This window comes from Rhodococcus sp. 27YEA15, from assembly GCF_049739425.1.
GTDB lineage: Bacteria > Actinomycetota > Actinomycetes > Mycobacteriales > Mycobacteriaceae > Rhodococcus_F.
The window spans coordinates 5,300,561-5,323,496 of sequence record NZ_JBMHHW010000001.1 but is presented as its reverse complement, the minus strand read 5'-3'; the positions used below and the strand labels follow the sequence as shown (position 1 = coordinate 5,323,496).

The following is a 22,936-nucleotide window of genomic DNA, read 5'->3' as shown; positions in this document are numbered from 1 at the left end:
CTTCAATCGAAACCTGCGACAGAGATTCTGTTGCAGGAGCTTTCGTGTTGCAGCCGTCAGATGAGCCCGTTACCCAGTACTGTCGTCGCCAGCCCGATCACCACCGGAATGATTCCGAGCGCGACGAACGCCGGAAGGAAGCACAACCCGAGCGGGCCACTGATCAACACCCCGGCCCGCTCCGCTGCAGCCGCTGCAACGTCTTCGGCTTCACCACGGCTTCGCTCTGCGAGCTCGGACATCGATGCGGCCAGCGAAGAACCGGAGCGGGCCGAGCGCCTGGCCATTCTGGCCAACGCCTCCGTCTGCGGGTCCGATGCCATCTCGGCCCAGGCGACATCGGGATCTGCGCCGAGCGCCAGTAGATCGGCAACCCGACGCAGCGACGTAGCCACACCGGGCGGCGCCGTCGGGGCCACTGCAGACACTGCAGCCGCAACCGGTAGACCCGCGCGAAGGCACGCGCCCAGTAGATCGAAACACGCTGCAATTCCCAGTGGATCGTCGGCGCCGTCGCCATCCGACTGCGCGGCGGTGCGATCGTGGACACCTCCGCCGACGATCGCTGTTGCTCGCAACGAGGCCGAGCAGCGGTCAGGGAAGACGAGCAAAGCTGCCACGACGGCAAAGATCGCCATACCGCTCATAACATCACCTTCCCGGTTATCTTGTCGGTCCACAGCAGACCCAGCGCAATGCACACCGAACCGGTGAGAAGCATGATGCCTCCCAGACCGCCACCGAGAAGGATCCGCACCGGCGACGCCCCCATCAATTGCCCCAACCCGATCCCGAGGACCGGCAGACCTGCCAGGACTGTGGCGGTGGCTCGAGCCCCCGCCAGCGCCGACTCCGTTCTCTGACGGAATCTCTTGCGACCCAACATGTCCGATCGAACAGACGTCAGAAGTTCCGCGAGCGCCAATCCATGATCGTCGGCGACTTTCCATACGGCGCCGATGCGCGCGTACTCCCGCTCGATCCTCGAACCCGGAAGAGTGAACGCCGCAGCGGCACAACCTCCCAGGCGCGCCCGCGCCGCCGCCGAGCGAAACACGGACCCGACCTCGCCACTGCATTCCTCCCCTGCGACCGAACTCGCCGCAGCCGGATGCGCGCCGACGGCAAGTTCCGCGACGAGCACTTCCAATCCCGCCAGCAACGCCGACCGCGAACTCTCTCGTTCGGCGGTCGACACGGAACGCCGATACCGCAGTTGCGCGGTGCCGAGGAGTATCGCGATCGCGCATCCGCCCGGAAACCCTCCCACCAGACAACCGGCTGGAATGACCACGCCCGCAACGATCCAGCGCCAGGGCAGAATTCGCGGCGCGCCGGGGTTCACTGCGGTGAACGACCGTAGCCTCGCACGCGAACTCCTACTCGGCACTACCAGCAGCGCCAGCGCGCACATCGTCAGTCCGATGATCACGACGGTGCCCTGAACGTGTTGCGGCGCGAGAACATCCGCTCCAAGGTGTCCAGCCCGGGACTCGGGGTAGGCCACGCCTGCTTGATCTGCGCGAAACCATCCGCACCGCGTTCGATCACACCGATCTGGTCGAGTCTTCGTGAACCGTCTTCGCCCCGCCGGACGTACAGGATCACTTGAACCGCTGCCACGAGCTGGCTGTGCAGCGCGTGCCGATCCATTCCACCCAGTGCTGCCAACGCTTCGAGCCTGGCCGGGACTTCCTCGGGCGAATTCGCGTGAACAGTGCCTGCACCGCCGTCGTGACCGGTGTTCATGGCCGTCAGCAAGTCGACCACCTCACCGCCGCGAACCTCACCGACAACTATGCGATCAGGTCGCATCCGCAGCGCCTGTCGGACGAGATCCCGGACGGTCACCTCACCAACACCCTCCACGTTGGGGGCACGGGCCACCAACCGGACCACGTGCGGGTGCGGCGGCGCCAATTCCGCGGCATCCTCGACACAGACGATTCGTTCGCGGGGATCGACCGCACCCAACACGGCCGACAACAACGTCGTCTTACCCGCACCCGTTCCACCCGTGACAAGAAAAGCCAATCGGCTCAATATGATTCGGTCGAGCAGCTCGCGCGCATCCGAAGCGATCGCGCCGCGATCGCACAACACGTCGAGACCCTGGGTTGCCGGGCGCAACACACGCAACGACACACAGGTTCCGCCCTGCGCGACGGGAGCGAGCACCGCGTGCAGCCGGACTCCGAAATGACCGTCACCCACACCGTGGAGCCGGCCGTCCACCCACGGTTGGGCGTCGTCGAGCCTGCGCCCTGCCGACAATGCCAGTCGTTGCGCGAGTCGACGGACTGCGGCTTCGTCGGCGAAAGTCACCGACGACCTTTCCAGTCCGCCACCACGGTCCACCCACACCTCGTCGGGAGCGGTGACCAGGACATCGGCGACACCAGGCTCGTGCAGCAAGGATTCCAACGGTCCGGCCCCCGTCAGTTCGGTTTGCAAGACCCGAACCACGTCGAGCAGATCCGTGTCTCCGAGCACCCCCGACGACTCGGTGCGTACCGCTGCGGCAACCATGGCAGCTGTCGGCTCCACAGTGCTCGACGCGGTCAGTCGCTCGCGCACCCGATCGAGAAGTTCGGCCGAGACCAGCGCGCTCACGCTGCGGCCTCGACGGCGTCCAACACTTCGGCGGCGGCGGTACGTAGTGGACAGCCGCGCGCCAGCTGCAGACCGCCCCGCTCGAGCATGGCCCCGAGATTTCGCCGGCCCCGCATGACCGCGACGAGAGGCAGTCCGAGCATATCTGCGACGTCGATACCGCGAAGCCCGCCAGGTGCCGGGCCGCGTACGAGAATTCCGGTCTTGGAGTTGTTGCGGCTCACCCACGCTCCGATCTTCTCCGCGGCCACACATGCCGCGACAGTGGCGGGAACGACCACGAGAACGAAATCAGACAACCCCAGCACCGTCTCGCCCACCGAGCTCCGCTGGCGCGGCACATCGCAGATCACCAGACCCCCCGAACTGCTGCCGGCCTCGACGACTGCGCCCGCAGCAGCCGTCGTGGGTCCTTCGGTCTCGCTACGACTGCTCGCGAGGACCCGCAGAAAGTTCCCCCTGGACGGCAACGCGTCACGGAGCGAGTCCGGCGACAATCGTCCACGTTCGATGGTGAGGGCTCCCCATCGTGGGCCCGGCGCCGACTCCATTCCGAGCAAGACGTCGGCTCCCGACCCGAACGGGTCGATGTCCACCAACAACGTCTCGATCTGTCGCGATGCCGACGTCAGCGCGATCGCCGCCGCACACACCGATGCTCCCGCACCGCCGCAGCCCCCGACCACACTGAGTACAGTTCCTCGTCGGCCCGTCTCCACCCTGGTGCCCAACAACGTCACCAGTTCGTTCTCGTTCGCAGGCAGCGACACGACGCGCTCGGCCCCGAGCGCGGTCGCACTCTTCCAGTCGTCCACCGTCGGCTCGCCCTCGCACACCACGAACATTCGCGGACGGCGGGGAAATCGCGACGACGAGAACTCGGCGGCTGACGAGTCGAGAACGATAGCCGACGCCTGGTTCCACCGTTGGCGGGCCACGGGATGATCGACCTCGTCGACGGAGAAGTCGACGGCCGCGGCGACGCGCCGGACACTGGCCAGCACCAGCGGATCGTCGACGAGCACGAGGACGTCGGCGCCTGGTGCGCGAGAGGTGTTCATAGCGGCAAGGCAACCGGAAACTCGTGGCCACCGTGGTTCGAAATCTCCATGTGTGGACAACTACGAGACTGTGGAGTCAGCTCGGCCACGCCAGCTCCCGGGTCACCGAAGCTCACTACATTCAGAGGGCGACAACGGCACCCGATATGACCGTGGCGCTGGACCGCCTCGGACCAATGTGATGACCACTTTCAAATCAATCTGATGACTAAGTGATAACCATGGGCCCATCAGACCAAAAATAGAACACCCCGCGCCTGCATCACTGCTGGTCGCGGGGTGTCTATGGTGCGCCCGAAGGGATTCGAACCCCTAACCTCTTGATCCGTAGTCAAGTGCTCTATCCGTTGAGCTACGGGCGCATGTTCTGTTGTCTTGCAAGTCTTGCCGTCGTACTTTCTATCATTTCTAACCCGCCGGTCAAAATCACCGGCGTGGCGGAGGCGAGAGGATTTGAACCTCCGGTCCCTCGTAAAAGGGACAACTCATTAGCAGTGAGTCCCATTCGGCCGCTCTGGCACGCCTCCCTGGGGGTTCCGATCCTTTCGGACCGCCGGGATGAAAGATTACACACCCATCGCGAAAAAAGGCAAAACGAGTGGTCAAGGCCCTGTTTCACCGCATCAGCGCAGGTGACTGCCGAACCAGTCGAAGATTCGGGTCTTGGCGTCGACGATCTCCGACTCCAACCCGTTCTCGTAGATTTTCTCGGGAGTCGCGTCCGCGCGATGACCCAGGCCCTCGTAGCTGACGACGAGAGCGGCGACTTCTGCTCGGCCCACGGCGTCACGAAGTCGGTTCACAGCATCCGGGGAGGTCTGCGGATCATTGTCGCCGTACAGCCCCAACCATGGTGCTTGCAGCGCCGGCGCCACGTCGAGGAGTGATCGGGAGTCTGCCGTCAACGCCTCGTCGATCCCGCGCGCCGCCACGCTGACCGCGGCACCGACTCGGCGATTCGAGGCGACAAGCATCGTCGCGGTTCCCGCCGCATCGAATCCGAGGACACCGACGGTGTCGGCGGGCACCTCACGCCAGGCAAGCCAGTCGAGGGCCGCATCGACGTCGACGAAGAGGTCGTCGCCGAACACTTCACCGGCCCCGCCCTCGGGGTGACGGTGGAACAGATGTGGAGCCAAGGCGAGCCATCCTTCAGCGGCCAAGGCATGCATGAGCGCCAGTAACGGCTCGGTGAACTGGCGTTCTTCGTGCAACACGATGATCGCCCCGCGCCGGGGTCCGTCCGGGTCGACGACGGTCAGCGGTACCGAAGTGGTTATCGCACCGTCCTCGGTTCGTGAGTAGGCAACGTCGCGGGAGATTTCCGACATGCATCCCACTGTTCCATGTGGACGCCGACGTCGCCTGGAATTCGGTGGCGCATAATCGGACTGTGACTTCACGCACCGACACCGAGCAGGTGGCTCCCCGCACCCGTCCAGATCTCGCTTCGATACCCGCCTATGTTCCGGGACGGAGCTTTCCGGGGGCCGTCAAGCTCGCGAGCAACGAAACGACCTTCGGCCCGCTGCCCGGGGTTCGTGATGCTGTTGTCGACGCGATCGCCAGTGCGAACCGTTACCCGGACAACTCGGCCGCAGACCTGATCGAGGCGCTCGCGTCGTTCCTGAAGGTGGAGCCGTCGAACATCGCCGTCGGTTGTGGATCTGTGACGTTGTGCCAGGAATTGGTGCAAGTCACCTGCGATCCTGGCGACGAGGTCGTTTACGCGTGGCGTTCGTTCGAGGCGTACCCGGTATTGACGCAGGTCGGGCATGCGGTGTCGGTGAAGGTGCCACTGACCGAGGACTTCGGCCACGACCTCGACGCAATGCTGGCGGCGATCACCGATCGCACCCGTTTGATCTTCGTCTGCAACCCCAACAATCCGACCGGAAATGCGTTGTCCACCGCGGAGCTGGACAGATTCCTCGACGCGGTTCCGTCGCACGTCGTCGTGGCATTGGACGAAGCGTATTTCGAGTATTCCCGCGGCGACGCCGACGGTATCGAGCTGCTGCGCTCGCGTCGCAACGTGGTGGTGCTGCGGACGTTCTCCAAGGCATACGGGCTGGCCGGGGTCCGTGTCGGCTACGCGGTGGCGGACCCCGAATTGATCACCGCGCTCGGGAAGGTACACACCCCGTTCACGGTGAGTGCGGTGGCTCAGGCTGCGGCGATCGCATCATTGGCAGCGGCGGACGAGCTGCTCGCCCGCACCGATGGCGTCATCGGCGAACGGGCCCGTGTACGCGCCGCGTTGACCGAGGTGGGCTACTCGGTGCCGGAGTCGTCGGCGAATTTCCTGTATCTGCCACTCGGCGAGAATTCACCGGCGTTCGCGTCGGCATGCGCCGAGGCAGGTGTCTTGATTCGTCAGTACGGCGTCGAGGGTGCGCGAGTGACCATCGGCGATCCGGCGGAGAACGACCTCTTCCTGGCATTCGCTCGCAGCGAGACAGCTCGAGAGTTGGCGGGCGTCACTGCGACCTCGTGACACTTGATATCCAACCGTTACTCAGCGGCTGGGATTTCGTGATCCCCGGCGGGCACACTCGACAGGGTCCGGAATGGGTCAGACCGAGGGAGCATCACGCATGGCGCGAAGTATCACGCGTGCGTGTGTCGTGTTCGCAACCGCTCTCTTCACCGCCGCTGCGGGCTGCCTGAGCAGTGGTAGCGCGGCGGCCCAAGTGCCGGACACCGTGTCGGTTCGGCTGCTCGCGTTCAACGATCTACACGGCAGCTTGCGCCCTCCAGACCGGATGCGCAGTGATGTCAGGCAGGCAGACGGCTCGTTCACACCGGCAGGCGGTGCCGCCTACCTTGCCGCGTACGTGTCTCAACTACGCAGTCAGGCCACCAATTCGTTGCTGTATTCGGTTGGTGACAACTGGGGCTCGTCGGCGCTGGAATCAGCGATGTTCCATGACGAACCAACCGTCGAACTACTCAATCGGATGGGGATCGACGCCTCCGCGATCGGTAACCACGAACTCGACGCGGGCCTGCCGGAGTTTCGGCGAATGCAGTCCGGTGGCTGCTCCCCCGTCGACGGCTGCATGTTCGCCCCGTCGTTCGGGGGCGCGAATTTCCCGATGATGGCGGCGAACATGACCTACACCAACGGCACTCCGGCGACGTTGCCGTTCACGGTGAACATGGTGGAAGGTATTCCACTGGGCGTCATAGCGGTCACGTCCAGCGAGACCGGACAGACCGTGTCCCCCGACGCAATCGCCGATCTCCAGTTCGGCGACGAGGTGGAAGCGATCAACCGCACCGCGGACATACTGGATTTTTTCGGCGTCAAAGCGATCACCGTGCTCCTGCACCGTGGGGACTCCCCGACAAAGGACGGTGGGCCCAACGACTGCAATGTCGAGTCCGGCCCGGCCAAGGACATCGCACTGCGTGCCTCGCCGAAGGTGGACGTCATCTTCACCGCCGACAGCCACCAGCAGTACAACTGCGAATACCCGGACCCCGCCGGAAACCCCCGCGTGGTGATGCAGGGGGCATCGCACGGTCGGATCGTGTCCGTCGCGGACATCACCATCGATCGCAAGACCCGGGACGTCATTCGCGAACAGACGTCGGCGTTCAATCAAATAGTCACTCATGACATCTCACCCGACCCAGAGATCGAAGCGCTCGTCGATCACACCTGGTCGGCTGCCGCCGAGGTGGCGGAGCGCCCGGTCGGAACCATCACCGCGGACCTGACCCGCAACCGAGCCCCGAGCGGCGAATCGACTCTGGGCAACCTGATCGCCGACGCCCAGCTGACTGCCACGACACCGAACGGGGCTCAGATCGCGTTGACCAACCCGGGCGGGATCCGCGCCGACCTCGACTTCGACACGGCCGGCACGGTGACCTACCGTCAGGCGTACGGCGTCCAGCCGTTCGGCAACAGCATGCACATTCTGTCCCTCACCGGTACCGCACTGAAAAATGCTCTGGAACAACAATTCCAACCTTCCTTCGACGGGACGGTCACCGAACGTATCCTCTCCCCCTCGCGCGGCTTCACCTACGACCTCGACCGGCGAGCACCGCTCGGCTCCCGGATATCCGCCATGCAACTGAACGGCAGCGCGATCGATCCGGACGCGGTGTACCAGGTGGCGGTCAACAAGTTCCTCGCCGACGGCGCCGATGGTTTCAGTGCTCTGAAGGTCGCGCCCGCCATCATCGGCACGGGCAGTGATCTCGACGCCTTGACGGCGCTTTTCGCGGCCGGTTCACCGGTGGCTCCACCTGCCACCGATCGCATCCACGTACTCGGCTGAATAGGCATCGCGAAGCTGATTGCCTAGGCTCGACTGGTGATCATCGCGACCCATAACGGAAAGTTCCACGCAGACGACGTCTTCGGCGTTTCACTTCTCAAGCAGCTGTACCCCGATGCCGTCGTCGTCCGCTCTCGGGACGAGGCGGTGCTGGGCAGCGCGGACATCGTTCTCGACGTGGGGGGACGATACGTACCGGACGAGGGGCGCTTCGACCATCATCAGCGCGGCGCCGGTGAGCGCGCGAACGGCATCGCGTACTCGGCATTCGGACTGTTGTGGCAACACTACGGCCTGCAGTTCTGCGACGGTGACGAGTCCGTGTTCCGCCGCATCGACAGCCGCCTCGTCGAAGGCATCGACGCGGTGGACAACGGCCAGGAAATCTACACACTCAACGATTTCGGGACAAAGCCGTTCGATCTGTCCTCGGTACTCGATCTGTTCAACCCGATCTCCTCGACGGACGAGGAATTCGACACCCAGTTCGAGCTGGCAACGGTGCTCGCCACGCAGATCCTGATCCGCTTGCGCAGCAAGTACGCCGGGGACGCCGCAGCCGAACTCGAATTCGTCGAGACCTACCAGAAGTCGTCGGATCCGCGGTTCGTCGTCCTCGAACGCTTCGTCCCGCACGGCCGTGCCGCATCGGCGCAGCCGGAGTTGCTGTTCACGGTCTTCCCGAACACCAATGGTGGCTGGTCGATTCAGACCGTCAAGCCCGCCGATTCGAAGTTCGGTTCACGCAAGCTGCTGCCGGAGTCCTGGCGCGGATTGAACGGGGCCGAACTCGCCGCGGTCACCGGCGTGGCGGGATCGGTGTTCTGCCACAAGGCCGGGTTCATCGGGGCGGCCGACACTCGCGAGGGTGCGCTGGAACTGCTTGCGCTCGCGCTCGCCGAGTAGCCGCCTTCGGTCGTCGAGCGGCATCTCGTGATCTTGCTTACTTGTCGAGATGCCGGGCTCTGCGCAAGTTGTCCACCGATGCACACACAGGTGTGGATAACTTCATTCACATCCTGCCGCCAGCTGTGGACAACCTGTGGACCAATGCCTTGCCAGTGCGACCTGCACACGCTCTACCAGCATCTTCACAAGTACTCACAGTGTGGACAACTTTTCGGAAAATCAGTCTCGGTACGACGTGTTCCGGGCGTGTCCACGCAGTTCGACACCAGCGAGTCGCGCTTTGTTCACAAGCAGGACATCGCCGGTGGGCTTCTCGCGCCATCGCCCCCATACTGGTGCTCATGCTCACAGCACTACTGGCCGCGACCGCCGTGTTGGCCCTGTTGACCCTCGTACCCGGCCCGGACATGGCCGTCGTCACGCAGGCGGCACTGGGGTCCGGTCGGTCGGCCGGATTTCGAGTCGCGTCCGGCATAGTCAGTGGGCTACTCGTCTGGGGACTGTTGACGGTACTGGGACTGTCCGCCATCCTCGCCGCCTCCGCCGAGGCGTACACCGTCGTCAAGTTGGCCGGCGCCACTTACCTGGTCTACCTGGGAGTGCAAGCATTGTGGCGCAGCCGCGCAGCCGCGGTGGAACACGGCGGTGACACCCGCGGCCTCAAGTCCACCGGGACTTGGAAGTCCGGATTGACCACCAACCTTCTGAACCCCAAGATCGCAGTCTTCTACACGGGATTGCTGCCCCAACTCGTTCCACCGGGCTGGCCGACCGGCCCCGCCCTGGCCCTCCTGGTGCTGATCCACGCCACCATCTCGATCGCCTGGCTCAGCGGCTACGTCGTTCTTCTCTCCCGAGCACGTCGTACCTTCGAAAAACCGAAAGTCCGACAGGCGCTGGAACGTGTGACGGGTGCGGTTCTTCTAGGATTCGGAGCGAAGATCGCGCTCGAAGCGCGCTGAAGCCAATGCACCGTCGCGGTGCAGAACACAGAATCAGGAAAGAGTCGACAGTGGGCGCATGGGGTTCGGGACCGTTCGAGAACGACGGGGCGGGAGATCTGATCGCTTCGATCGGGCACGGTGATTTCACGTTCGACTCCGTGCTCGGGGCGTTCGAGGACGACTACCTCGAGTGCGACGGTGGCCAGATCGCCGTCGCACTCCTCGAATTGACGCTGATCGTGCGAGCAGACCGTGCCCGCGATCCCGCAGTGGCGGAACTTGATCTCGACGACTTTGCCGCCATGCTGACCGGTGAGCGACTGGCCTGGTTGGTCGACGTGGTGGAACGTACCGTCGCGTCGACCGATTCGGAACTGTTCGAATTGTGGGATGAACAGGGGCCCGAGGAACTGGCGTCCTGGCGGGTTCCGGTGATCGACGGACTCGAAGATCTGCGAGTGCTGTCGGTCTGAACGACGGCGGCGGATCGATGCTCTTGAGTTCGCCTCGTGATCGGGAACTGCCACCGGCAGTTCCCGATCATCGTGTTCACGCCGAGTAGTAGTCGTTCCCGCGGGAGAACTCGACGAACGTGCATGCCTCCTCGCCCACCGACCAGGCGTCGTGCCCGGGCGGGAGCAGCATCACGTCACCGGCCGAGAACTCGGCCGTCTCACCATCTGTCATTTCGACGCCGAGTGTGCCTGCGATGACCAGCGCGACGTGGGGAAGCTCGCACAGATCGGTGCCTGCGTAGTCCTTGAGGTCGTTCGACCAGCGTGCACCCACACCGAAGGTCACCTGGGTGACGCTCACACCGTCGAGTTCGGCGGTCTTCTTGGAGATGAGGCCGTGGACGTCCGACTCGAGCGTTTCGAGGGTTGCCTTCTGCATCTTCGTGCTGTAGTTCGGCAAGGTTTTCGTCTCCTGTTGTGAAAATATCTGTTGCGCCTGACCCCTGCGAATTCAGCCTAACCGGATCCACGTACTGCAATCGACCATCGCAATTGATACATAATTTCCTGAATCCAGAAATATCTGTACTATTGGTCGGCATGGACACACAGTTGCGTCGAGACGCCCTGTCGAGGTTCGGGTACGCACTCTCGGATTCGACACGCGCTCAGGTATTGATGACGTTGCGGGAGGGGTCGGCATACCCGTCCGATCTTGCCGCCCAAATCGGAGTATCTCGTCAGATCCTGTCGAATCATCTTGCTTGCCTTCGCGGCTGCGGCTTGGTCGTCGCAATTCCGGAAGGTCGCCGCTCGCGATACGAGCTCGCCGATCCACGGATCGGCCGCACTCTCGACGAACTCATGAACCTCACCCTCGAGGTCGATCCGGCCGTGTGCCCGGCATCGGAGACCAACGGCTGCTGCTGACCGCATTCCCCACTGACCGGAAGACTCACATGGCTGACGCATGCTGCGGCCCCCCACCCGTCACCACTGCGACAGACGTCGCCGAGCACCGACGACTCTGGCAGGTTCGAGACCTCCAGATCGCCGCCGGCGCATCAGCACTGCTGGCGGCTTCGTGGATCGCCGAACACTACGGATACGAAACATTCTCCACCACAATGGAACTCACGTCCGCAGTTATCGCCTGCGGAACCTTCGTACCGATGTCCCTACGGAATCTGCTGCGCGGACATATCGGCGTCGGAACATTGATGACCATTGCCGCCGTCGGGGTGGTTGCGCTAGGTCACGTCGCCGAGGCCGCGATGCTCGGAATCCTCTTCTCGGTAGCCGAAGGACTCGAACGGCATGCGGTGAGCACCACCCGTCGTGGCCTGCGCGCGCTGCTCGATCTGGTTCCACCGACGGTGTCGGTTCTTCGCCACGGCCACGAAACCGTAATCACCCCAGACGAACTCACCGTCGGTGAGCGTATGGTGGTACGGCCTGGTGGACGCGCCGCCACGGACGGCATCATCCGCGCCGGATACACGAGCCTGAACCTGTCGGCCATCACCGGAGAATCGGTCCCCGTCGAAGCCGGACCCGGTACGGTGGTGCATGCGGGCGCGATCAACGGAGGCGGAGCGATCGAAATCGAAGTAACCGCTCGGGCCACCGACAGTTCACTGGCCCGAATAGTGCACATCGTCGAACAAGAGCAGGAGCGCAAGGGATCCGGACAACGGCTCGCCGACCGGATCGCCCGCCCACTGGTACCGGCCGTCATGATTCTCGCCGCACTGGTCGCCGCAGTCGGCGCACTCCTCGGCGACGCGACACTGTGGGTGGAGCGCGCCCTGGTGGTACTCGTCGCCGCATCTCCCTGCGCACTCGCGATTGCCGTACCACTGTCAGTGGTCGCAGCCGTCGGTGCGGCAACCCGCAACGGCGCTTTGGTGAAAGGCGGTGCTGCACTGGAAGAATTAGGTCGTGTCACGGTTGTCGCCCTGGACAAGACCGGCACCCTCACCGCGGGTGTGCCGGTAGTACTCGAGGTGGTCACCGTACCTGGAGTCACTCGCGAGCACGCGATGGCGGAGGCCGCAGCACTCGAATCGCGTAGCGAACATCCACTCGCCCGAGCGATCCTCGACGCCGTCGGCGACATGGAGCCGGCCGAGAACGTCGTCGCCGTCGCCGGGCACGGTGTTGTCGGCACCCACGGCGGCATCGCATTGCGTCTGGGAAAGCCGCGATGGATCGGGTCCGGCGCCCTGTCCGACGACGTCGAGCGACTGCAGACGGCCGGAGCCACCGTCGTCCTACTCGAAGCCGACGGAGCCGTGATCGCCGCCATCGCCGTGCGCGACGAACTCCGCCCCGAAGCGCGCGACGCGATCCGTGAGCTCACCTCGCTCGGCATCGACACCCTCATGCTCACCGGCGACAATCAGCGCACCGCACGAGCACTCGGCGAGAGCGCAGGTATCAGCACCGTCCACGCGGAACTGCTGCCCGAGGACAAAGCCCGACTACTCGCCGAAGTCGCGCGGGGGCGGCGCATCGCCATGGTCGGCGACGGAATCAACGACGCCCCCGCCCTCGCGACCGCTGACGTCGGAATCGCTATGGGTGCACTGGGTACCGATGTCGCGGTGGAAACCGCAGATGTCGCACTCATGGGTGCGGATCTGCGCCATCTGCCACAGGTCCTCGCGCACGCTCGACATGCACGGCGAATCATGTTGCAGAACATCGGATTGTCGCTGGGCATCATCGGTGTCCTGATTCCGTTGGCTGCTACCGGTGTCCTCGGGCTGACCACCGTGATCGTCGTCCACGAACTGGCTGAAGTCCTCGTTGTGGTCAATGCCATACGCGCCGGACGCACCACCCCGTTCACCGGCCAGGCATCACCGGTTGCCGGGGCACCTCTCGCGGCACTTCACGGATCGAGAAGTCTCTCCGCCGTCCCCCTCCACCCGCTTCGCTGATACTCCCGCGGCGACATGCCGTGCGCGGCGCGGAAGACCTTGGTGAAGCCGGATGCGTGCGCGTACCCGAGGCGGCGCGCCGCCTCCCCGGCCGAGATGCCCTCCTCCAGGTATGTCCGCGCGAGTGTCATCCGCAGTTGAGCACGCCAGCGCGGGAACGTCTGACCGGTGACGGAGACGAACCGCGCCCGTAGCAGATCGGGGCGGATTCCGAGTTCGGATCCCCAGTCGGCAGTCGTGCGCGAATCGGCCGGGTTCACTCGCACCGCCGCGAGAATTGCCTCGACGGGCTCGGCACCGAGAGCCGCGGCTGGAACCGCGGCGCTGCGGACGAGGTGCGTGATCCGGCCTACGTCGTGAATCGAGGGGCGCAGGTGGGTGTAGTTGGCCACCACCGTGTGCAGCAGGTATGCCTCGACCGCACGAGGGAAATGCAGTATCCGGGCCGGTCCGGGAACGGGGGTGATCCCCGGCTGCGATCCCAGAGGAAGCAGAAGCGAGCCCGCGGCGATCTCGACACTGTTGCGGACGCCGGCGGGAAGCCACATCGCGTCACCTCGATGCAGGTTCCACGTACCGTCGCCGAACGCCACCCGTGCGGTGCCGCGATAAACCCAGACGACGACGTGAAAGTCGCTGACCCTGGCCCAGGTCTGACTCGGCGGGATCGGCGGGGGCGGCGGCGGATGCGTGTCGTCGGCGAGGAGAGCGATACCGGTGGCCAGGTTTTCCCTCGCCCGAGCCGGAACCGTGCTCTCGCTGGTGCGCGCGTAGTCACTGGGTGTCCGGCCGGTGTGCTCACGAAATGCCCGTGTGAATCCTGCGGGCGTGAGGAATCCGACTTGTCTTCCTGTCCAACCGATCTCACGACCTTCGTCGAGATAGGCGGTAGCGGCCGCGATCCGGACAGCACCACGCCACCGAACGAAGGACAGTCCGGTCTCCTCGGCGAATCGACGCTGCAAGGTGCGCACCCCGATCCGAAGTTGCACGGCGAATCGGGAGAGCTCGGTATCGTCTGCCGGGGTGCGCAACAGAGTGCGAGCGACCTCGAGCGCCTCGGTGGAGCGCGGTAGACCCGGTGCGGAGAACGAGGGTGACCCGTGACCGGACCGTGTTCCCGCGACAAGCTCGAGCAACCCGGATCCTCCGGTCGTGGACCCGCGAAGGAATCCCAGGTTGTAGGCGAACCGGTGGACGAGCCAGTCCTGCCAGGCGTCCGGGATCTCCAGTTCGACAATTCGACTCGGTGCAGGCGGAAGATCGACGGCTGGTAGCGGGATCGGGAACGCAACGGCTTCGGGGTCGACGCGAATTCCGTATGCGACTCCAGCGGGTACCCAGACCGCCGATCCCGCCGACACGCTGTGCACTCGCCCTGCGACGCTCAGCTCTGCGTGACCCGTGTGCACCCAGAACAACAGCGGCTCTCGCTCGTTCACGATCGCGGCCAGTCTCGAGGTCGGGATCTCAGGAAAGTCGCCGGCGGGAAATAGCTGCCGGGTATTCATCCACACCCCTCTCGGCCGAACCGTTCACGAGTACAAGAAGTCGGCGTATACGGATAACTCGAACGGATCAGGTAAGGCTACCTTCATCTATTGGCCTTCCGTGCAGTGGCCGACGAGATCTTTTCCGCTTCCAAGAGTGAGGGTGTCCGCTGTTGTTCGTCCGACCGTCGCCTACTCCCGATACCGAGCCGCCCCACGAAGGCCTCTCGATTCCCGAACCATCCGGTTACGCACCTCGAAAGGCAACTATGAAGGCCCTACACACCCGGCTGCCCCGAATCGCCGGATTGATCGGAATCGTGCTCACCGCAGCACTTCTCGCCACCGGATGCTCGTCCTCCGCAGCCACTTCGGACGCAGAACAGAGTGCTCTCCCCGCCGCAGAAGGCACAACCGTCTACCCACTGACCCTCGAATCCCCCTACGGTAAAACCGTTCTCGACAAGCGTCCGGAACGGATCGCAGCGGTCGTACCGACCGCCGTCGACACCGAAATGCTCCTCGCCCTCGGTATCAGGCCCGTGCTCTCCTCGTCGATGATCAACGAGTCCGCGTCCACGTCGTATCTGAAGCCCTACGACGCGGCAAGCCTGGATACCTACGAATTCGTCGTCGGCGCGAACCTGCCGATCGAGGCGATCGCAGCGAGCGAACCGGATCTCATCGTCGCCGTCGGGTGGGGCGACGGTCTTGCAGGCATGTCGATGGGCGACTACTACGACCGATTGTCCTCGATCGCCCCGGTGCTGACGAATGCCGATACGACGTCTCAGATGCTTGTCCCGTGGCAAGATTCGATCCGTCTCCTCGGTACGGCCGTCGATTTGTCGATGGCTGCCGACAAGGTGATCGCCGAGCACGACGACTACTTCGGGATGCTCCGTAGCGAGAACCCGAAACTGGCGGGCCGCACGGCTACCTGGGCAGTCTGGTACGGATCCGACTACGGCCTGGTGTATTTCTCGCAGCCCGGTTCGGCTCCGGAGACGTTCCTTCGTGAACTCGGTTTTGCGGCGAACCCGCGGGCCTCGACATTCAGTGCCACCAACACGGTGAGCCCGGAACTGCTGGATACGATCGATGCGGACTTCCTGCTCCTGGGTCGCAGCGCCGCCGCCGACGAGGACGATTTCGACAGTTTGACCAGCGGCCCACTCTTTCAGAACCTCGGCGCCGTCTCGTCCGGGCACTGGGTGGGCGTGCCCCCGCATACCGCCGACGGCGGCGACATCCTCTGGGCCATCACCAGCGGCGGCCCCATCGGAACGACCTGGGCGGCAGAACAGATCATCCCGCTCGTCGACGCCAAGCTCTGACCACGGCAACCGCCGGTACCCGGAGGGCCGACCGACCTGGCACCGGTGGCCTCCGCCGCAATGAGTTCCGGGCGTCCGCCGAGTCTGCACCGGTGACTACCCGCGACTCGAGAGCCCGGAGGGCACCATGACACCCACACCGAACGGCGGGGCCGCGCTACCCGGCCGGCCCGCCGTCGTCGACCAGGTCACCTGGCAGACCGCCCGCGACGAGTTGCTCGTCCACGAGAAGGCCCACACCCGTGCGGGCGACGCGATTGCCGCCGCCCGCCGCCCGCCGCCGGTTGCCGATGGTGGAGTTCGACGCCACCGTCGAGGTGATCGGAGCCGACGGCGCCGTCCCGTTTCTCGACGTGTTCCAGGGCCGGAACGAGCTCGTGGTCTACAAACACATGTGGTACGACCAAGCTCCACACCAAGGCCAATGCGAAGGGTGCACCACCACGGCTTGGCATCTGAACGACGCCGCCTACCTCAACGCTCGTGGCGTCTCGTTCGCAATCGTGACCTCGGGTGCGTGGGCGGAAGTGGCCGCGTACGTCGAGTTCATGGGATACACCCAACCCTGGTACTCGGTGCGTGGTCTCGATGCACCCGTCGGTCACGACATGGGTCACATCACCTGCTGTCTCCGCGACGGTGACCGGACGTTTCTCACCTATTCCACGACAGGCCGCGGCAACGAGCGCGTCAACAGTTCGCTCGGCCTACTCGACATGACTGCATACGGACGCCGCGAAGCGTGGGAGGACAATCCTGCCGACCGACCGGCAGGTCTCGACGCATGCTGGTCGTGGCGCTCGGATTCCGACGGAAACTCCACCTGGGGCCCGAGCAGCCGTCCGACACCGCAGTGGACTCGCCCCGGCGCCACCCCGGTACAGACACTCGGCCGGGGCGAGGACCACCACTGAGGTGCCGAAGATCAGAGTTCGATCGTGCGGGTGGGTTCCCAGATCGTCGAGTCGCGGTGCGTGACCACGAATACCGTTGCCTCGAGCCCTCGCACCGCGTCGGCGATCAGCTGTTCGGTGGTCTCGTCGAGCGCCGAGGTGGCCTCGTCGAGTACGAGAACGGGGGCGTCGTCGAGGAACGCCCGCGCCAGGGCGACACGTTGGCGTTCGCCGCCGGACAGGGCTGCGCCCTGATGCCCCACGTCCTGGCTGATGCCGAGCGCCGAGCGGTCGAGGACGGGACCGAGCAACGCTTTTCGCGCCGCGCCCTCGATGTCGGCGGCGGTGGCCCCGGGCCGTCCGATCCCGATGTTCGCGGCCAGAGTTCCCGAGAACACGATCGGATCTTGAGGCACGTAACCGATGTGCGCAGCCAGGTCGTCGTACCGAATCTCTCGTAGGTCGATGCCGCCGATAGTGATTCGACCGTGATCGGGATCGTCGAAGCGCATGAGCAGACCGAGCAGGGTGCTCTTGCCGGTTCCCGAGCGTCCGGCGACGAGGACGCGCTCCCCGGCCGGAATCTGGGCATCGACATCGCGCAATACCGAGCCGTGGCCGAGTCCGATGATCTCGATATCGGTAGCCGCAGGGCGCGCCGCGTCGCGGGCATGGGGTTCGGGAAGCGCCGGTGCGGACGTCACGGTCCGGTAGTCCCGGACTGTGGCTGCGAGTTCGTTGACTCCGATCCCGGCGAGCGCGAGTTCTTCGAGTGGCGCGCAAGCGCGTGCGGTGAGAACGAAGAGTGCGAGCGCGAGCGCGGGGTCCTCGAACCCGTTGGCCGCAAGGTAGATCACCACGCCGACCAGCGGTAACACCGACGCCACTGCCGAGACGAAGGTTGCCGGTACCGCAGCACGATTTGTCCGCGCCAGCGCTTGCTCCTGTAACAGCCAACTCTGCTCGATCCGAGTGACGGCACCGGTGGGTCCCGCCGCTGTTCGCAGCAATTCCAGATGATCGGTCAGCTCCAGAGTTGCCTGGGTAGCCGCGTGTTCGGCGTCGTGACGGCGTGCGTCCGCGCGACTGAGCGCGCGCTGGGCCAGCAATTGCGCGGCCAGTGACACCGCCAGCAATACCCCGACCAGCAACATGACGCCCGGGCCCGCAACCAGCGCTGTCCCGACGAGCAGCAACAGCGGAGTGAGCGGGGCGACCAGGAACGTCTGCAGTTGGTGTGCGGGCACACTCGTCAACGACGGAATCCCCTGACCGGCGACGGTGGCCAGCAGTGCCCGATTGCTTTCCGTGAACCAGGACAGCTTCGCCCGGTTCAATGCATTCCCGAGGGCGTCGTAGAGGTCTCCGACCAGGCGGGCCCCTGTGAAGTAGCCTGCTCGCGAGACGAGAACTGTCACGAAGAGCGCAATCACTGCTGTGGCAAGAACCATTGCGGGAGAGCGATGTTCGACGATCGCCAGCGCGAGGGTGGTGTACGCGATCGCCTCGAAGACTGCGACGGACGCCCACCCGAGGCCGATCGTGATCAGTCGACGGCGAGCTACGTCGGTGCTGTTCGATGTGGCATTCATCAGTTGGCTCCCAGGTATGTTGCACTGTCGAGGACAACGCGCTCGTCGGCTTCGTCGGCGAACACCGGGTCGTGGGTCACGATGACCACTGTCCTGCCGTCCTCGTTCGCCAATCGGTGCAACTCCTTCGACAGGGCGGCGGCGGTCCGGCCGTCGAGCGCACTTGTCGGCTCGTCCAACAGGAGAACCGGCGCCGAGGATACGAATGCCCGTGCCAGGCCTACACGTTGACGTTCACCACCGGAGAGCAACGAGGCATCGGCGTCGAGCGAGACGGCGATCTGAGCCCGCAGTAATGCGGCGGTCAACTGCGCATCCGACGCGTCGGGGGCAGCAAGTGCGAGGTTCTCGCGCACGGTGGCCCGCAGCACGTCGGCGCCCTGGGGGACGAGCAAGGCAACCGAGGGACGTGCGTCTTCGCCTATCTCGGCAAGATCGACACCCGCGTAGCGAACACTCCCCCCGACTGGAGTTTCGAACCCGGCCAGGGTTCGCAAAAGGGTCGATTTGCCTGCGCCGCTCGGCCCCGTGACCGCAGTGACTGCGGCACAGCGGAAAACGTGTGTCAGGTCGTCCAGAATCGTGCGGCCGCCGATCGCGGCGGTGAGATTCTCGATTTCGATACTGCCCGACGAGTCCGGTACCCGACCTGTTCCGGTCGAGATCAGGGGTTCAGCCAAGGCATCGGCGAGCCGGCGGGCAGCGGCGCGACCGGCCGTCACGTAGTCGAGACCGTGCCCGAGCCGCAGAGCCGGAGTCACGATCGCGAGGCTGAACAAGATGGTGGCAGCCAAGGTGGTCGTATCCCAGTCGAAACCGACGGCGTACGCGACGGCGTATGTCGCAGTAGCCTGCATGAGAGCAACCGCGACAGCCGCAGGCGTAGCGACGAGACGTACTCGATCGAGCATTCCGTTGGCGAACCTCCCAGTGGCGTCGACGTAGTCGGCGGCAGCACCCGTCTGCGCGCCGTAGATCCGGCAGATCCGGGCACCGCGGGCAAGATCGTCGACCGACGTCACGATGGCACCCATGACATCTGCCTGCTCGGCGTTGTGTCGGGACGCCATCTTCGGGATCACGACCAGATAGAACAGCGCCGCAAGGACCCCCGGAATGAGCGCGAGCAGAGCCGTCGGGCCCGCAATGGTCACCAACAGTGCGACGGTGGCAATCGGAACCACGACGAGCGTCGCGAATTCCGACGGCAGATGCGCGATCATGTGGTGCAGTGCCGAGATGTCACCCGAAACGAGCCTGCGAAGTGCGTCGCCGCTGTATCGGGACAACGCACTGGCGGGGAGTCGAACAAGGTGAGCGGCCAGTTGACGCCGGACTCGGGACTCGAAAAGAGCCTCCGCATGGTGCGCGAGCCAGGACGATGCGGATCCCAGTATCGCGCCCGTCAGCCACAGCGCTCCGGCCCACGCGGCCCAGCCGATCGACGGGTCGCCGACGAGGCGAACAACGCACCAGAGTCCGCTCAGCATGGCCACGCCCGAGGCCACTGCGCAAACCGATCCGAGTACGAGAGCGGGCAGCGCCGGGCGTAACGCTGGAGCCAGGGCTGGTTCGACGAGCGGGCGGGACATCGAAATACTCCTCGGTATGGGGAAGGGACGCCGGCCATCCGCGTCCGAGCACGACGCGGTGACATCAAGTAAGGCTAGGCTTCATCCCTTGCCGGCAGTTATCGCTGCACGCCAAGTTCTTACACTCGCGGAACGGCCGATCTAGGCTTCACCTTGCCCTCGACTGCGACCGACTGCCTTCTCCGCTCTCGCGACGATATCCCTCAACGTGGCGAGTTCCTTCACGAGCGAGATTCTTCCGTTCTCGGTGATCGACACCCATGTCCGCGTCTTGCCGGCCGCGTTCTTCTTGTCGACGAGAGCGAACCCGGCATCGGCAAGCACCGAGAGGTGACGCGAGAGATTGCCGGCAGTGAGATCCAAGGTGTGGCGAAGGAACACGAAATCGACCGCGTCGGCTTCGGCAAGCACGAGGAGAATCCCGAGCCGAGTCCGTTGGTGAACCACATCGTCGAGCGAACTTGTCGGATGAGTCATCGAATCGGCCGGTCCCGCAGGGCCGTCGCCATTGCCCCGATCGCCAGCACCACAGCCGGAAAGGCAAGATTGACCACAAGCGCGTACCGGTAGTCGACATCGACGCCCTGTGCCAAGATCACGCTCTCGATGTTGTACAGGTTGGCGACCATGCTGGCGGCCAGGGCGAACGCGCCGGTCCCGAACACAGTCCAGTCGTGATCTATCGCCCCCCACATCATCACTCCCATCGCAATGGCCAGTAGCGGCGCGAGACCGCGTATCAGCAGGTTCCCGGGAAGTAGTTGCAGTTCGGGAAGGATCACGATGGCCAGCACCAGCGCGACGAACAAAACCACACCACAACCGGCAGCACGCAACGCTCGTAGCCGAACCTCCGAACGCGGCCCTCGCCGACCCAGATATGTGGCGATCACCGCATACGCCACCGGAAGCGTCACCAACCAGTAGACTGCGGCGGCATCGGAGCGCTCCAACTGCCCGAACCCGGAAAGTCCGCCGACAGTACCGTCGTCGGCAGACGGATACCCGAATTGCCGTTGGACGTAGAGCGGCATCGCACCGATCATGACCACCGACAGTCCTGCCAACGGAACCCACTTGCGCGGTTGAACAGGACGAACGAGGCGTCGGGCTTCGGACACCGGGGCCGGCCCATCTCGTGAAAGCCGTTCCCGCACTCCCATGCTCGAACCTCGATTCAGAGTGGTTTGTGATGCAAACTCGTTCTAGTTTGCATCACAAACCATGAAAGTCAATCACGAGGCCGGTGCCGAACCGTTCCCTCCAGGTAGATTGCGGGAGTTTTGATGCCGCAATACAGTGCACGGGCGCCGGCGAAGCTCGGATCGGCGGTGTTCGAGATCGAAACCGCCAGGCCGTCGACGAGTTTGGGCGAACTCGCGTGTGGGCAACCGTCCGTTAGCGGAATGCCCTTCGTTCGGAGTGTCGGACACGATCGGATTTCACCGCGACCACAGCATCGTCGGCGGTCGCGACGAACTGGTACCCACACTGCGGGACGCATGCATGCCGCGTGCGCGCCGTCGCAGACAAACTTTTGCCGAATCATCGACGGAATCGGACTACACCGGGACCGATCGAGGTGTAGACATGTAAATATGTTGGGACTCATAGGATTTCTCTTGATCATCTGGCTGATCTTCGTCGTGCTGGGGTTCGTCGTCAAAGGCCTGCTCTGGCTGGCAATCATCGGAATAATCTTGTTCGTCGCGACCGCAGCGTGGGGTTGGATCAAACGCCAGGCCAACACCTGATTCGAGCGGTCGTACCTCCCGAATCCGAGGACCAGGCCCGTTTGACAGATCCGTCGAGAACAGACCGCGGGACAGGCTTTTCCGTCATGCTCGGAGCGTTCGGCGACGCCGAAGCACCCGCCGATCACGGGTGATCGGCGGGTGGCGACATATCTGCCTCAGACCTGAAAGCTTCGCGTGCTCGATCCGCCCCCTCTTTCACAAGATCGCGCACTTCTTCCATCCGAGATATCGGATACTTTGGTCGGCAACATCTTTCGATCGACTCTCCGTCTTTCGTAATGCCCGGAAATCAGCTTCTGCGCACCCCACCAGAAAATTCGACCCGCAATTGCGAACCACAGAAGATACGCAAGACAGACCAGAAATGCGCCGAAGTCGCCTACCCACCCGGCGAAATTTCCGATCACCGATACGGCGGCGATCAACAACCCCAACCCCACTACAGTTGCGATGCCTGCGATCGTGGTCGGACTGAGCTCACTGTTTGGATCCCAATCATCCATGACTACAACATGTTCAGACCCCGATTCAGCACGCCGATGCCTTGCAGAATCAGCATCGCCGCGATGATCGAAGTCTGGAACGGACATGACGTGACTCCAGGATACGAGTAGGGGCCCGGCGGCGAAGGATCAGTTCCAATGCTGATATGTCTGCACGATGTGGCCCAAGTTGGCGGGATGATTCGGGTCGGACAGGTACACGTCGACGTAACCGCCCGGATGCGCCGCCGCTTCGCCGAACACAGCGCCCTCGAGTGCATCGACTTTCCCACCGGTGACGGTGATCCTCGAGCCCGGGGCCAGCTGAACCCAGCGCTGCGACCCGGGAACTGCACGAGCAATCGCGTCGGGAATCGGGGTGGCAGCCAGAGCCGCAGTCTCCGCATTCGACAGTGACAATCCGACTCGGCCATACTCAGGCTCCACCAATGGCGTTGCAGCCGATGCCGCTCCCGCGCCGACGACACCGATCATCGCAACACCTGCAGCGAGCGCTCCAGCACTGACCACCGTTCGAATCTTCATGATCTCTCCTCGATGAAATGCGCAA

23 protein-coding genes, 2 tRNA genes and 1 pseudogene are annotated in these 22,936 nt (G+C 64.3%); 11 read left to right on the top strand and 15 right to left on the bottom strand.

The window, feature by feature from the left end:
- Nucleotides 1-56 precede the first annotated feature (56 nt).
- The 7 genes from ABH922_RS24845 to ABH922_RS24815 all read right to left on the bottom strand — a co-directional run bounded on the left by ABH922_RS24845 (nucleotide 57) and on the right by ABH922_RS24815 (nucleotide 5,005).
- A complete protein-coding gene (locus tag ABH922_RS24845; RefSeq protein WP_424809464.1) occupies nucleotides 57-647 on the bottom strand; it encodes a type II secretion system F family protein in 591 nt (196 codons plus the stop codon).
- Nucleotides 644-1,432, bottom strand: coding sequence for a type II secretion system F family protein (locus ABH922_RS24840; protein WP_424809463.1), 789 nt, complete (start codon nucleotides 1,430-1,432; stop codon nucleotides 644-646). The genes ABH922_RS24845 and ABH922_RS24840 overlap by 4 nt, the downstream gene beginning before the upstream one ends.
- Nucleotides 1,429-2,613, bottom strand: coding sequence for a TadA family conjugal transfer-associated ATPase (locus ABH922_RS24835; RefSeq protein ID WP_424809462.1), 1,185 nt, complete (start codon nucleotides 2,611-2,613; stop codon nucleotides 1,429-1,431). Before ABH922_RS24835 ends, ABH922_RS24840 begins: the two co-directional genes overlap by 4 nt.
- A complete protein-coding gene (ssd, locus tag ABH922_RS24830) occupies nucleotides 2,610-3,674 on the bottom strand; it encodes a septum site-determining protein Ssd (protein WP_424809461.1) in 1,065 nt (354 codons plus the stop codon). Before ssd ends, ABH922_RS24835 begins: the two co-directional genes overlap by 4 nt.
- A 286-nt stretch (nucleotides 3,675-3,960) precedes the next feature.
- A tRNA-Arg gene (locus ABH922_RS24825) sits at nucleotides 3,961-4,036 on the bottom strand.
- A 73-nt stretch (nucleotides 4,037-4,109) separates the two neighbouring features.
- Nucleotides 4,110-4,201: transfer RNA gene (locus tag ABH922_RS24820), tRNA-Ser, on the bottom strand.
- Nucleotides 4,202-4,297: 96 nt separating this feature from the next.
- Nucleotides 4,298-5,005: a dienelactone hydrolase family protein gene (locus ABH922_RS24815; RefSeq protein ID WP_424809460.1), complete on the bottom strand. Its 708-nt coding sequence runs from the start codon at nucleotides 5,003-5,005 to the stop codon at nucleotides 4,298-4,300.
- 89 nt (nucleotides 5,006-5,094) lie between these two features.
- On the opposite strand from ABH922_RS24815, the gene hisC reads away from it, so the two are divergent.
- The 5 genes from hisC to ABH922_RS24790 all read left to right on the top strand — a co-directional run bounded on the left by hisC (nucleotide 5,095) and on the right by ABH922_RS24790 (nucleotide 10,295).
- Nucleotides 5,095-6,171, top strand: a complete 1,077-nt coding sequence (hisC, locus tag ABH922_RS24810; protein WP_424809778.1) for a histidinol-phosphate transaminase — start codon at nucleotides 5,095-5,097, stop codon at nucleotides 6,169-6,171.
- A gap of 100 nt (nucleotides 6,172-6,271) precedes the next feature.
- Nucleotides 6,272-7,969, top strand: a complete 1,698-nt coding sequence (locus tag ABH922_RS24805) for a bifunctional metallophosphatase/5'-nucleotidase (RefSeq protein ID WP_424809459.1) — start codon at nucleotides 6,272-6,274, stop codon at nucleotides 7,967-7,969.
- 36 nt (nucleotides 7,970-8,005) lie between these two features.
- The gene (locus tag ABH922_RS24800) at nucleotides 8,006-8,875 is read left to right on the top strand and encodes an MYG1 family protein (RefSeq protein ID WP_424809458.1); all 870 of its coding nucleotides are present in this window, start codon (nucleotides 8,006-8,008) and stop codon (nucleotides 8,873-8,875) included.
- Nucleotides 8,876-9,219: 344 nt separating this feature from the next.
- The gene (locus ABH922_RS24795; RefSeq protein WP_424809457.1) at nucleotides 9,220-9,840 is read left to right on the top strand and encodes a LysE family translocator; all 621 of its coding nucleotides are present in this window, start codon (nucleotides 9,220-9,222) and stop codon (nucleotides 9,838-9,840) included.
- 50 nt (nucleotides 9,841-9,890) lie between these two features.
- Nucleotides 9,891-10,295: a DUF4259 domain-containing protein gene (locus ABH922_RS24790; RefSeq protein ID WP_424809456.1), complete on the top strand. Its 405-nt coding sequence runs from the start codon at nucleotides 9,891-9,893 to the stop codon at nucleotides 10,293-10,295.
- Between the two features lie 76 nt (nucleotides 10,296-10,371).
- On the opposite strand, the gene ABH922_RS24785 is transcribed toward ABH922_RS24790, so the two are convergent.
- The gene (locus tag ABH922_RS24785) at nucleotides 10,372-10,737 is read right to left on the bottom strand and encodes a hypothetical protein (RefSeq protein WP_424809455.1); all 366 of its coding nucleotides are present in this window, start codon (nucleotides 10,735-10,737) and stop codon (nucleotides 10,372-10,374) included.
- 140 nt (nucleotides 10,738-10,877) lie between these two features.
- Between ABH922_RS24785 and ABH922_RS24780 the strand changes: the two genes are divergently transcribed.
- Both ABH922_RS24780 and ABH922_RS24775 read left to right on the top strand, forming a co-directional pair.
- The gene (locus ABH922_RS24780) at nucleotides 10,878-11,207 is read left to right on the top strand and encodes an ArsR/SmtB family transcription factor (protein WP_424809454.1); all 330 of its coding nucleotides are present in this window, start codon (nucleotides 10,878-10,880) and stop codon (nucleotides 11,205-11,207) included.
- Between the two features lie 29 nt (nucleotides 11,208-11,236).
- A complete protein-coding gene (locus ABH922_RS24775) occupies nucleotides 11,237-13,222 on the top strand; it encodes a heavy metal translocating P-type ATPase (protein WP_424809453.1) in 1,986 nt (661 codons plus the stop codon).
- Here ABH922_RS24775 and ABH922_RS24770 read toward each other — a convergent pair.
- Complete coding sequence (locus ABH922_RS24770; RefSeq protein WP_424809452.1) at nucleotides 13,174-14,733, bottom strand: helix-turn-helix domain-containing protein; 1,560 nt, start codon at nucleotides 14,731-14,733, stop codon at nucleotides 13,174-13,176. The two genes, ABH922_RS24775 and ABH922_RS24770, sit on opposite strands and share 49 nt — an antisense overlap.
- 248 nt (nucleotides 14,734-14,981) lie before the next feature.
- On the opposite strand from ABH922_RS24770, the gene ABH922_RS24765 reads away from it, so the two are divergent.
- The 3 genes and pseudogenes from ABH922_RS24765 (at nucleotide 14,982) to ABH922_RS24755 (ending at nucleotide 16,963) form a co-directional block, all read left to right on the top strand.
- Complete coding sequence (locus ABH922_RS24765) at nucleotides 14,982-16,049, top strand: ABC transporter substrate-binding protein (protein ID WP_424809451.1); 1,068 nt, start codon at nucleotides 14,982-14,984, stop codon at nucleotides 16,047-16,049.
- Nucleotides 16,050-16,176: 127 nt separating this feature from the next.
- Nucleotides 16,177-16,278 (top strand): annotated as a pseudogene (locus ABH922_RS24760) (hypothetical protein); the annotation flags it as partial.
- A 61-nt stretch (nucleotides 16,279-16,339) separates the two neighbouring features.
- Nucleotides 16,340-16,963, top strand: a complete 624-nt coding sequence (locus tag ABH922_RS24755) for a DUF899 family protein (RefSeq protein WP_424809450.1) — start codon at nucleotides 16,340-16,342, stop codon at nucleotides 16,961-16,963.
- 11 nt (nucleotides 16,964-16,974) lie between these two features.
- On the opposite strand, the gene ABH922_RS24750 is transcribed toward ABH922_RS24755, so the two are convergent.
- The 4 genes from ABH922_RS24750 to ABH922_RS24735 form a co-directional block, all read right to left on the bottom strand.
- Nucleotides 16,975-18,534: an ABC transporter ATP-binding protein gene (locus ABH922_RS24750; protein ID WP_424809449.1), complete on the bottom strand. Its 1,560-nt coding sequence runs from the start codon at nucleotides 18,532-18,534 to the stop codon at nucleotides 16,975-16,977.
- The gene (locus tag ABH922_RS24745) at nucleotides 18,534-20,126 is read right to left on the bottom strand and encodes an ATP-binding cassette domain-containing protein (RefSeq protein ID WP_424809448.1); all 1,593 of its coding nucleotides are present in this window, start codon (nucleotides 20,124-20,126) and stop codon (nucleotides 18,534-18,536) included. Before ABH922_RS24745 ends, ABH922_RS24750 begins: the two co-directional genes overlap by 1 nt.
- Nucleotides 20,127-20,267: 141 nt before the next feature.
- Nucleotides 20,268-20,603, bottom strand: coding sequence for a transcriptional regulator (locus ABH922_RS24740; RefSeq protein ID WP_424809447.1), 336 nt, complete (start codon nucleotides 20,601-20,603; stop codon nucleotides 20,268-20,270).
- Nucleotides 20,600-21,289, bottom strand: coding sequence for a hypothetical protein (locus ABH922_RS24735; protein ID WP_424809446.1), 690 nt, complete (start codon nucleotides 21,287-21,289; stop codon nucleotides 20,600-20,602). Before ABH922_RS24735 ends, ABH922_RS24740 begins: the two co-directional genes overlap by 4 nt.
- 435 nt (nucleotides 21,290-21,724) lie before the next feature.
- Between ABH922_RS24735 and ABH922_RS24730 the strand changes: the two genes are divergently transcribed.
- Entirely contained in the window at nucleotides 21,725-21,880 is a 156-nt protein-coding gene (locus ABH922_RS24730) for a hypothetical protein (RefSeq protein WP_424809445.1), read from the top strand.
- A 158-nt stretch (nucleotides 21,881-22,038) separates the two neighbouring features.
- On the opposite strand, the gene ABH922_RS24725 is transcribed toward ABH922_RS24730, so the two are convergent.
- Together ABH922_RS24725 and ABH922_RS24720 are read right to left on the bottom strand one after the other, a co-directional pair.
- A complete protein-coding gene (locus ABH922_RS24725) occupies nucleotides 22,039-22,473 on the bottom strand; it encodes a hypothetical protein (protein ID WP_424809444.1) in 435 nt (144 codons plus the stop codon).
- A gap of 42 nt (nucleotides 22,474-22,515) precedes the next feature.
- Entirely contained in the window at nucleotides 22,516-22,911 is a 396-nt protein-coding gene (locus tag ABH922_RS24720; RefSeq protein ID WP_424809443.1) for a hypothetical protein, read from the bottom strand.
- Nucleotides 22,912-22,936: the final 25 nt, after the last annotated feature.

Bases quoted from the DNA above. Each gene is read 5' to 3' on its own strand.
- ABH922_RS24845 (WP_424809464.1), bottom strand. From the start codon at position 647: ATGAGCGGTATGGCGATCTTTGCCGTCGTGGCAGCTTTGCTCGTCTTC.
- ssd (WP_424809461.1), bottom strand. From the start codon at position 3,674: ATGAACACCTCTCGCGCACCAGGCGCCGACGTCCTCGTGCTCGTCGAC.
- ABH922_RS24815 (WP_424809460.1), bottom strand. From the start codon at position 5,005: ATGTCGGAAATCTCCCGCGACGTTGCCTACTCACGAACCGAGGACGGT.
- ABH922_RS24805 (WP_424809459.1), top strand. From the start codon at position 6,272: ATGGCGCGAAGTATCACGCGTGCGTGTGTCGTGTTCGCAACCGCTCTC.
- ABH922_RS24795 (WP_424809457.1), top strand. From the start codon at position 9,220: ATGCTCACAGCACTACTGGCCGCGACCGCCGTGTTGGCCCTGTTGACC.
- ABH922_RS24780 (WP_424809454.1), top strand. From the start codon at position 10,878: ATGGACACACAGTTGCGTCGAGACGCCCTGTCGAGGTTCGGGTACGCA.
- ABH922_RS24775 (WP_424809453.1), top strand. From the start codon at position 11,237: ATGGCTGACGCATGCTGCGGCCCCCCACCCGTCACCACTGCGACAGAC.
- ABH922_RS24770 (WP_424809452.1), bottom strand. From the start codon at position 14,733: ATGAATACCCGGCAGCTATTTCCCGCCGGCGACTTTCCTGAGATCCCG.
- ABH922_RS24765 (WP_424809451.1), top strand. From the start codon at position 14,982: ATGAAGGCCCTACACACCCGGCTGCCCCGAATCGCCGGATTGATCGGA.
- ABH922_RS24755 (WP_424809450.1), top strand. From the start codon at position 16,340: ATGGTGGAGTTCGACGCCACCGTCGAGGTGATCGGAGCCGACGGCGCC.
- ABH922_RS24750 (WP_424809449.1), bottom strand. From the start codon at position 18,534: ATGAATGCCACATCGAACAGCACCGACGTAGCTCGCCGTCGACTGATC.
- ABH922_RS24745 (WP_424809448.1), bottom strand. From the start codon at position 20,126: ATGTCCCGCCCGCTCGTCGAACCAGCCCTGGCTCCAGCGTTACGCCCG.
- ABH922_RS24740 (WP_424809447.1), bottom strand. From the start codon at position 20,603: ATGACTCATCCGACAAGTTCGCTCGACGATGTGGTTCACCAACGGACT.
- ABH922_RS24735 (WP_424809446.1), bottom strand. From the start codon at position 21,289: ATGGGAGTGCGGGAACGGCTTTCACGAGATGGGCCGGCCCCGGTGTCC.
- ABH922_RS24730 (WP_424809445.1), top strand. From the start codon at position 21,725: ATGTTGGGACTCATAGGATTTCTCTTGATCATCTGGCTGATCTTCGTC.
- ABH922_RS24725 (WP_424809444.1), bottom strand. From the start codon at position 22,473: ATGTCCGTTCCAGACTTCGATCATCGCGGCGATGCTGATTCTGCAAGG.
- ABH922_RS24720 (WP_424809443.1), bottom strand. From the start codon at position 22,911: ATGAAGATTCGAACGGTGGTCAGTGCTGGAGCGCTCGCTGCAGGTGTT.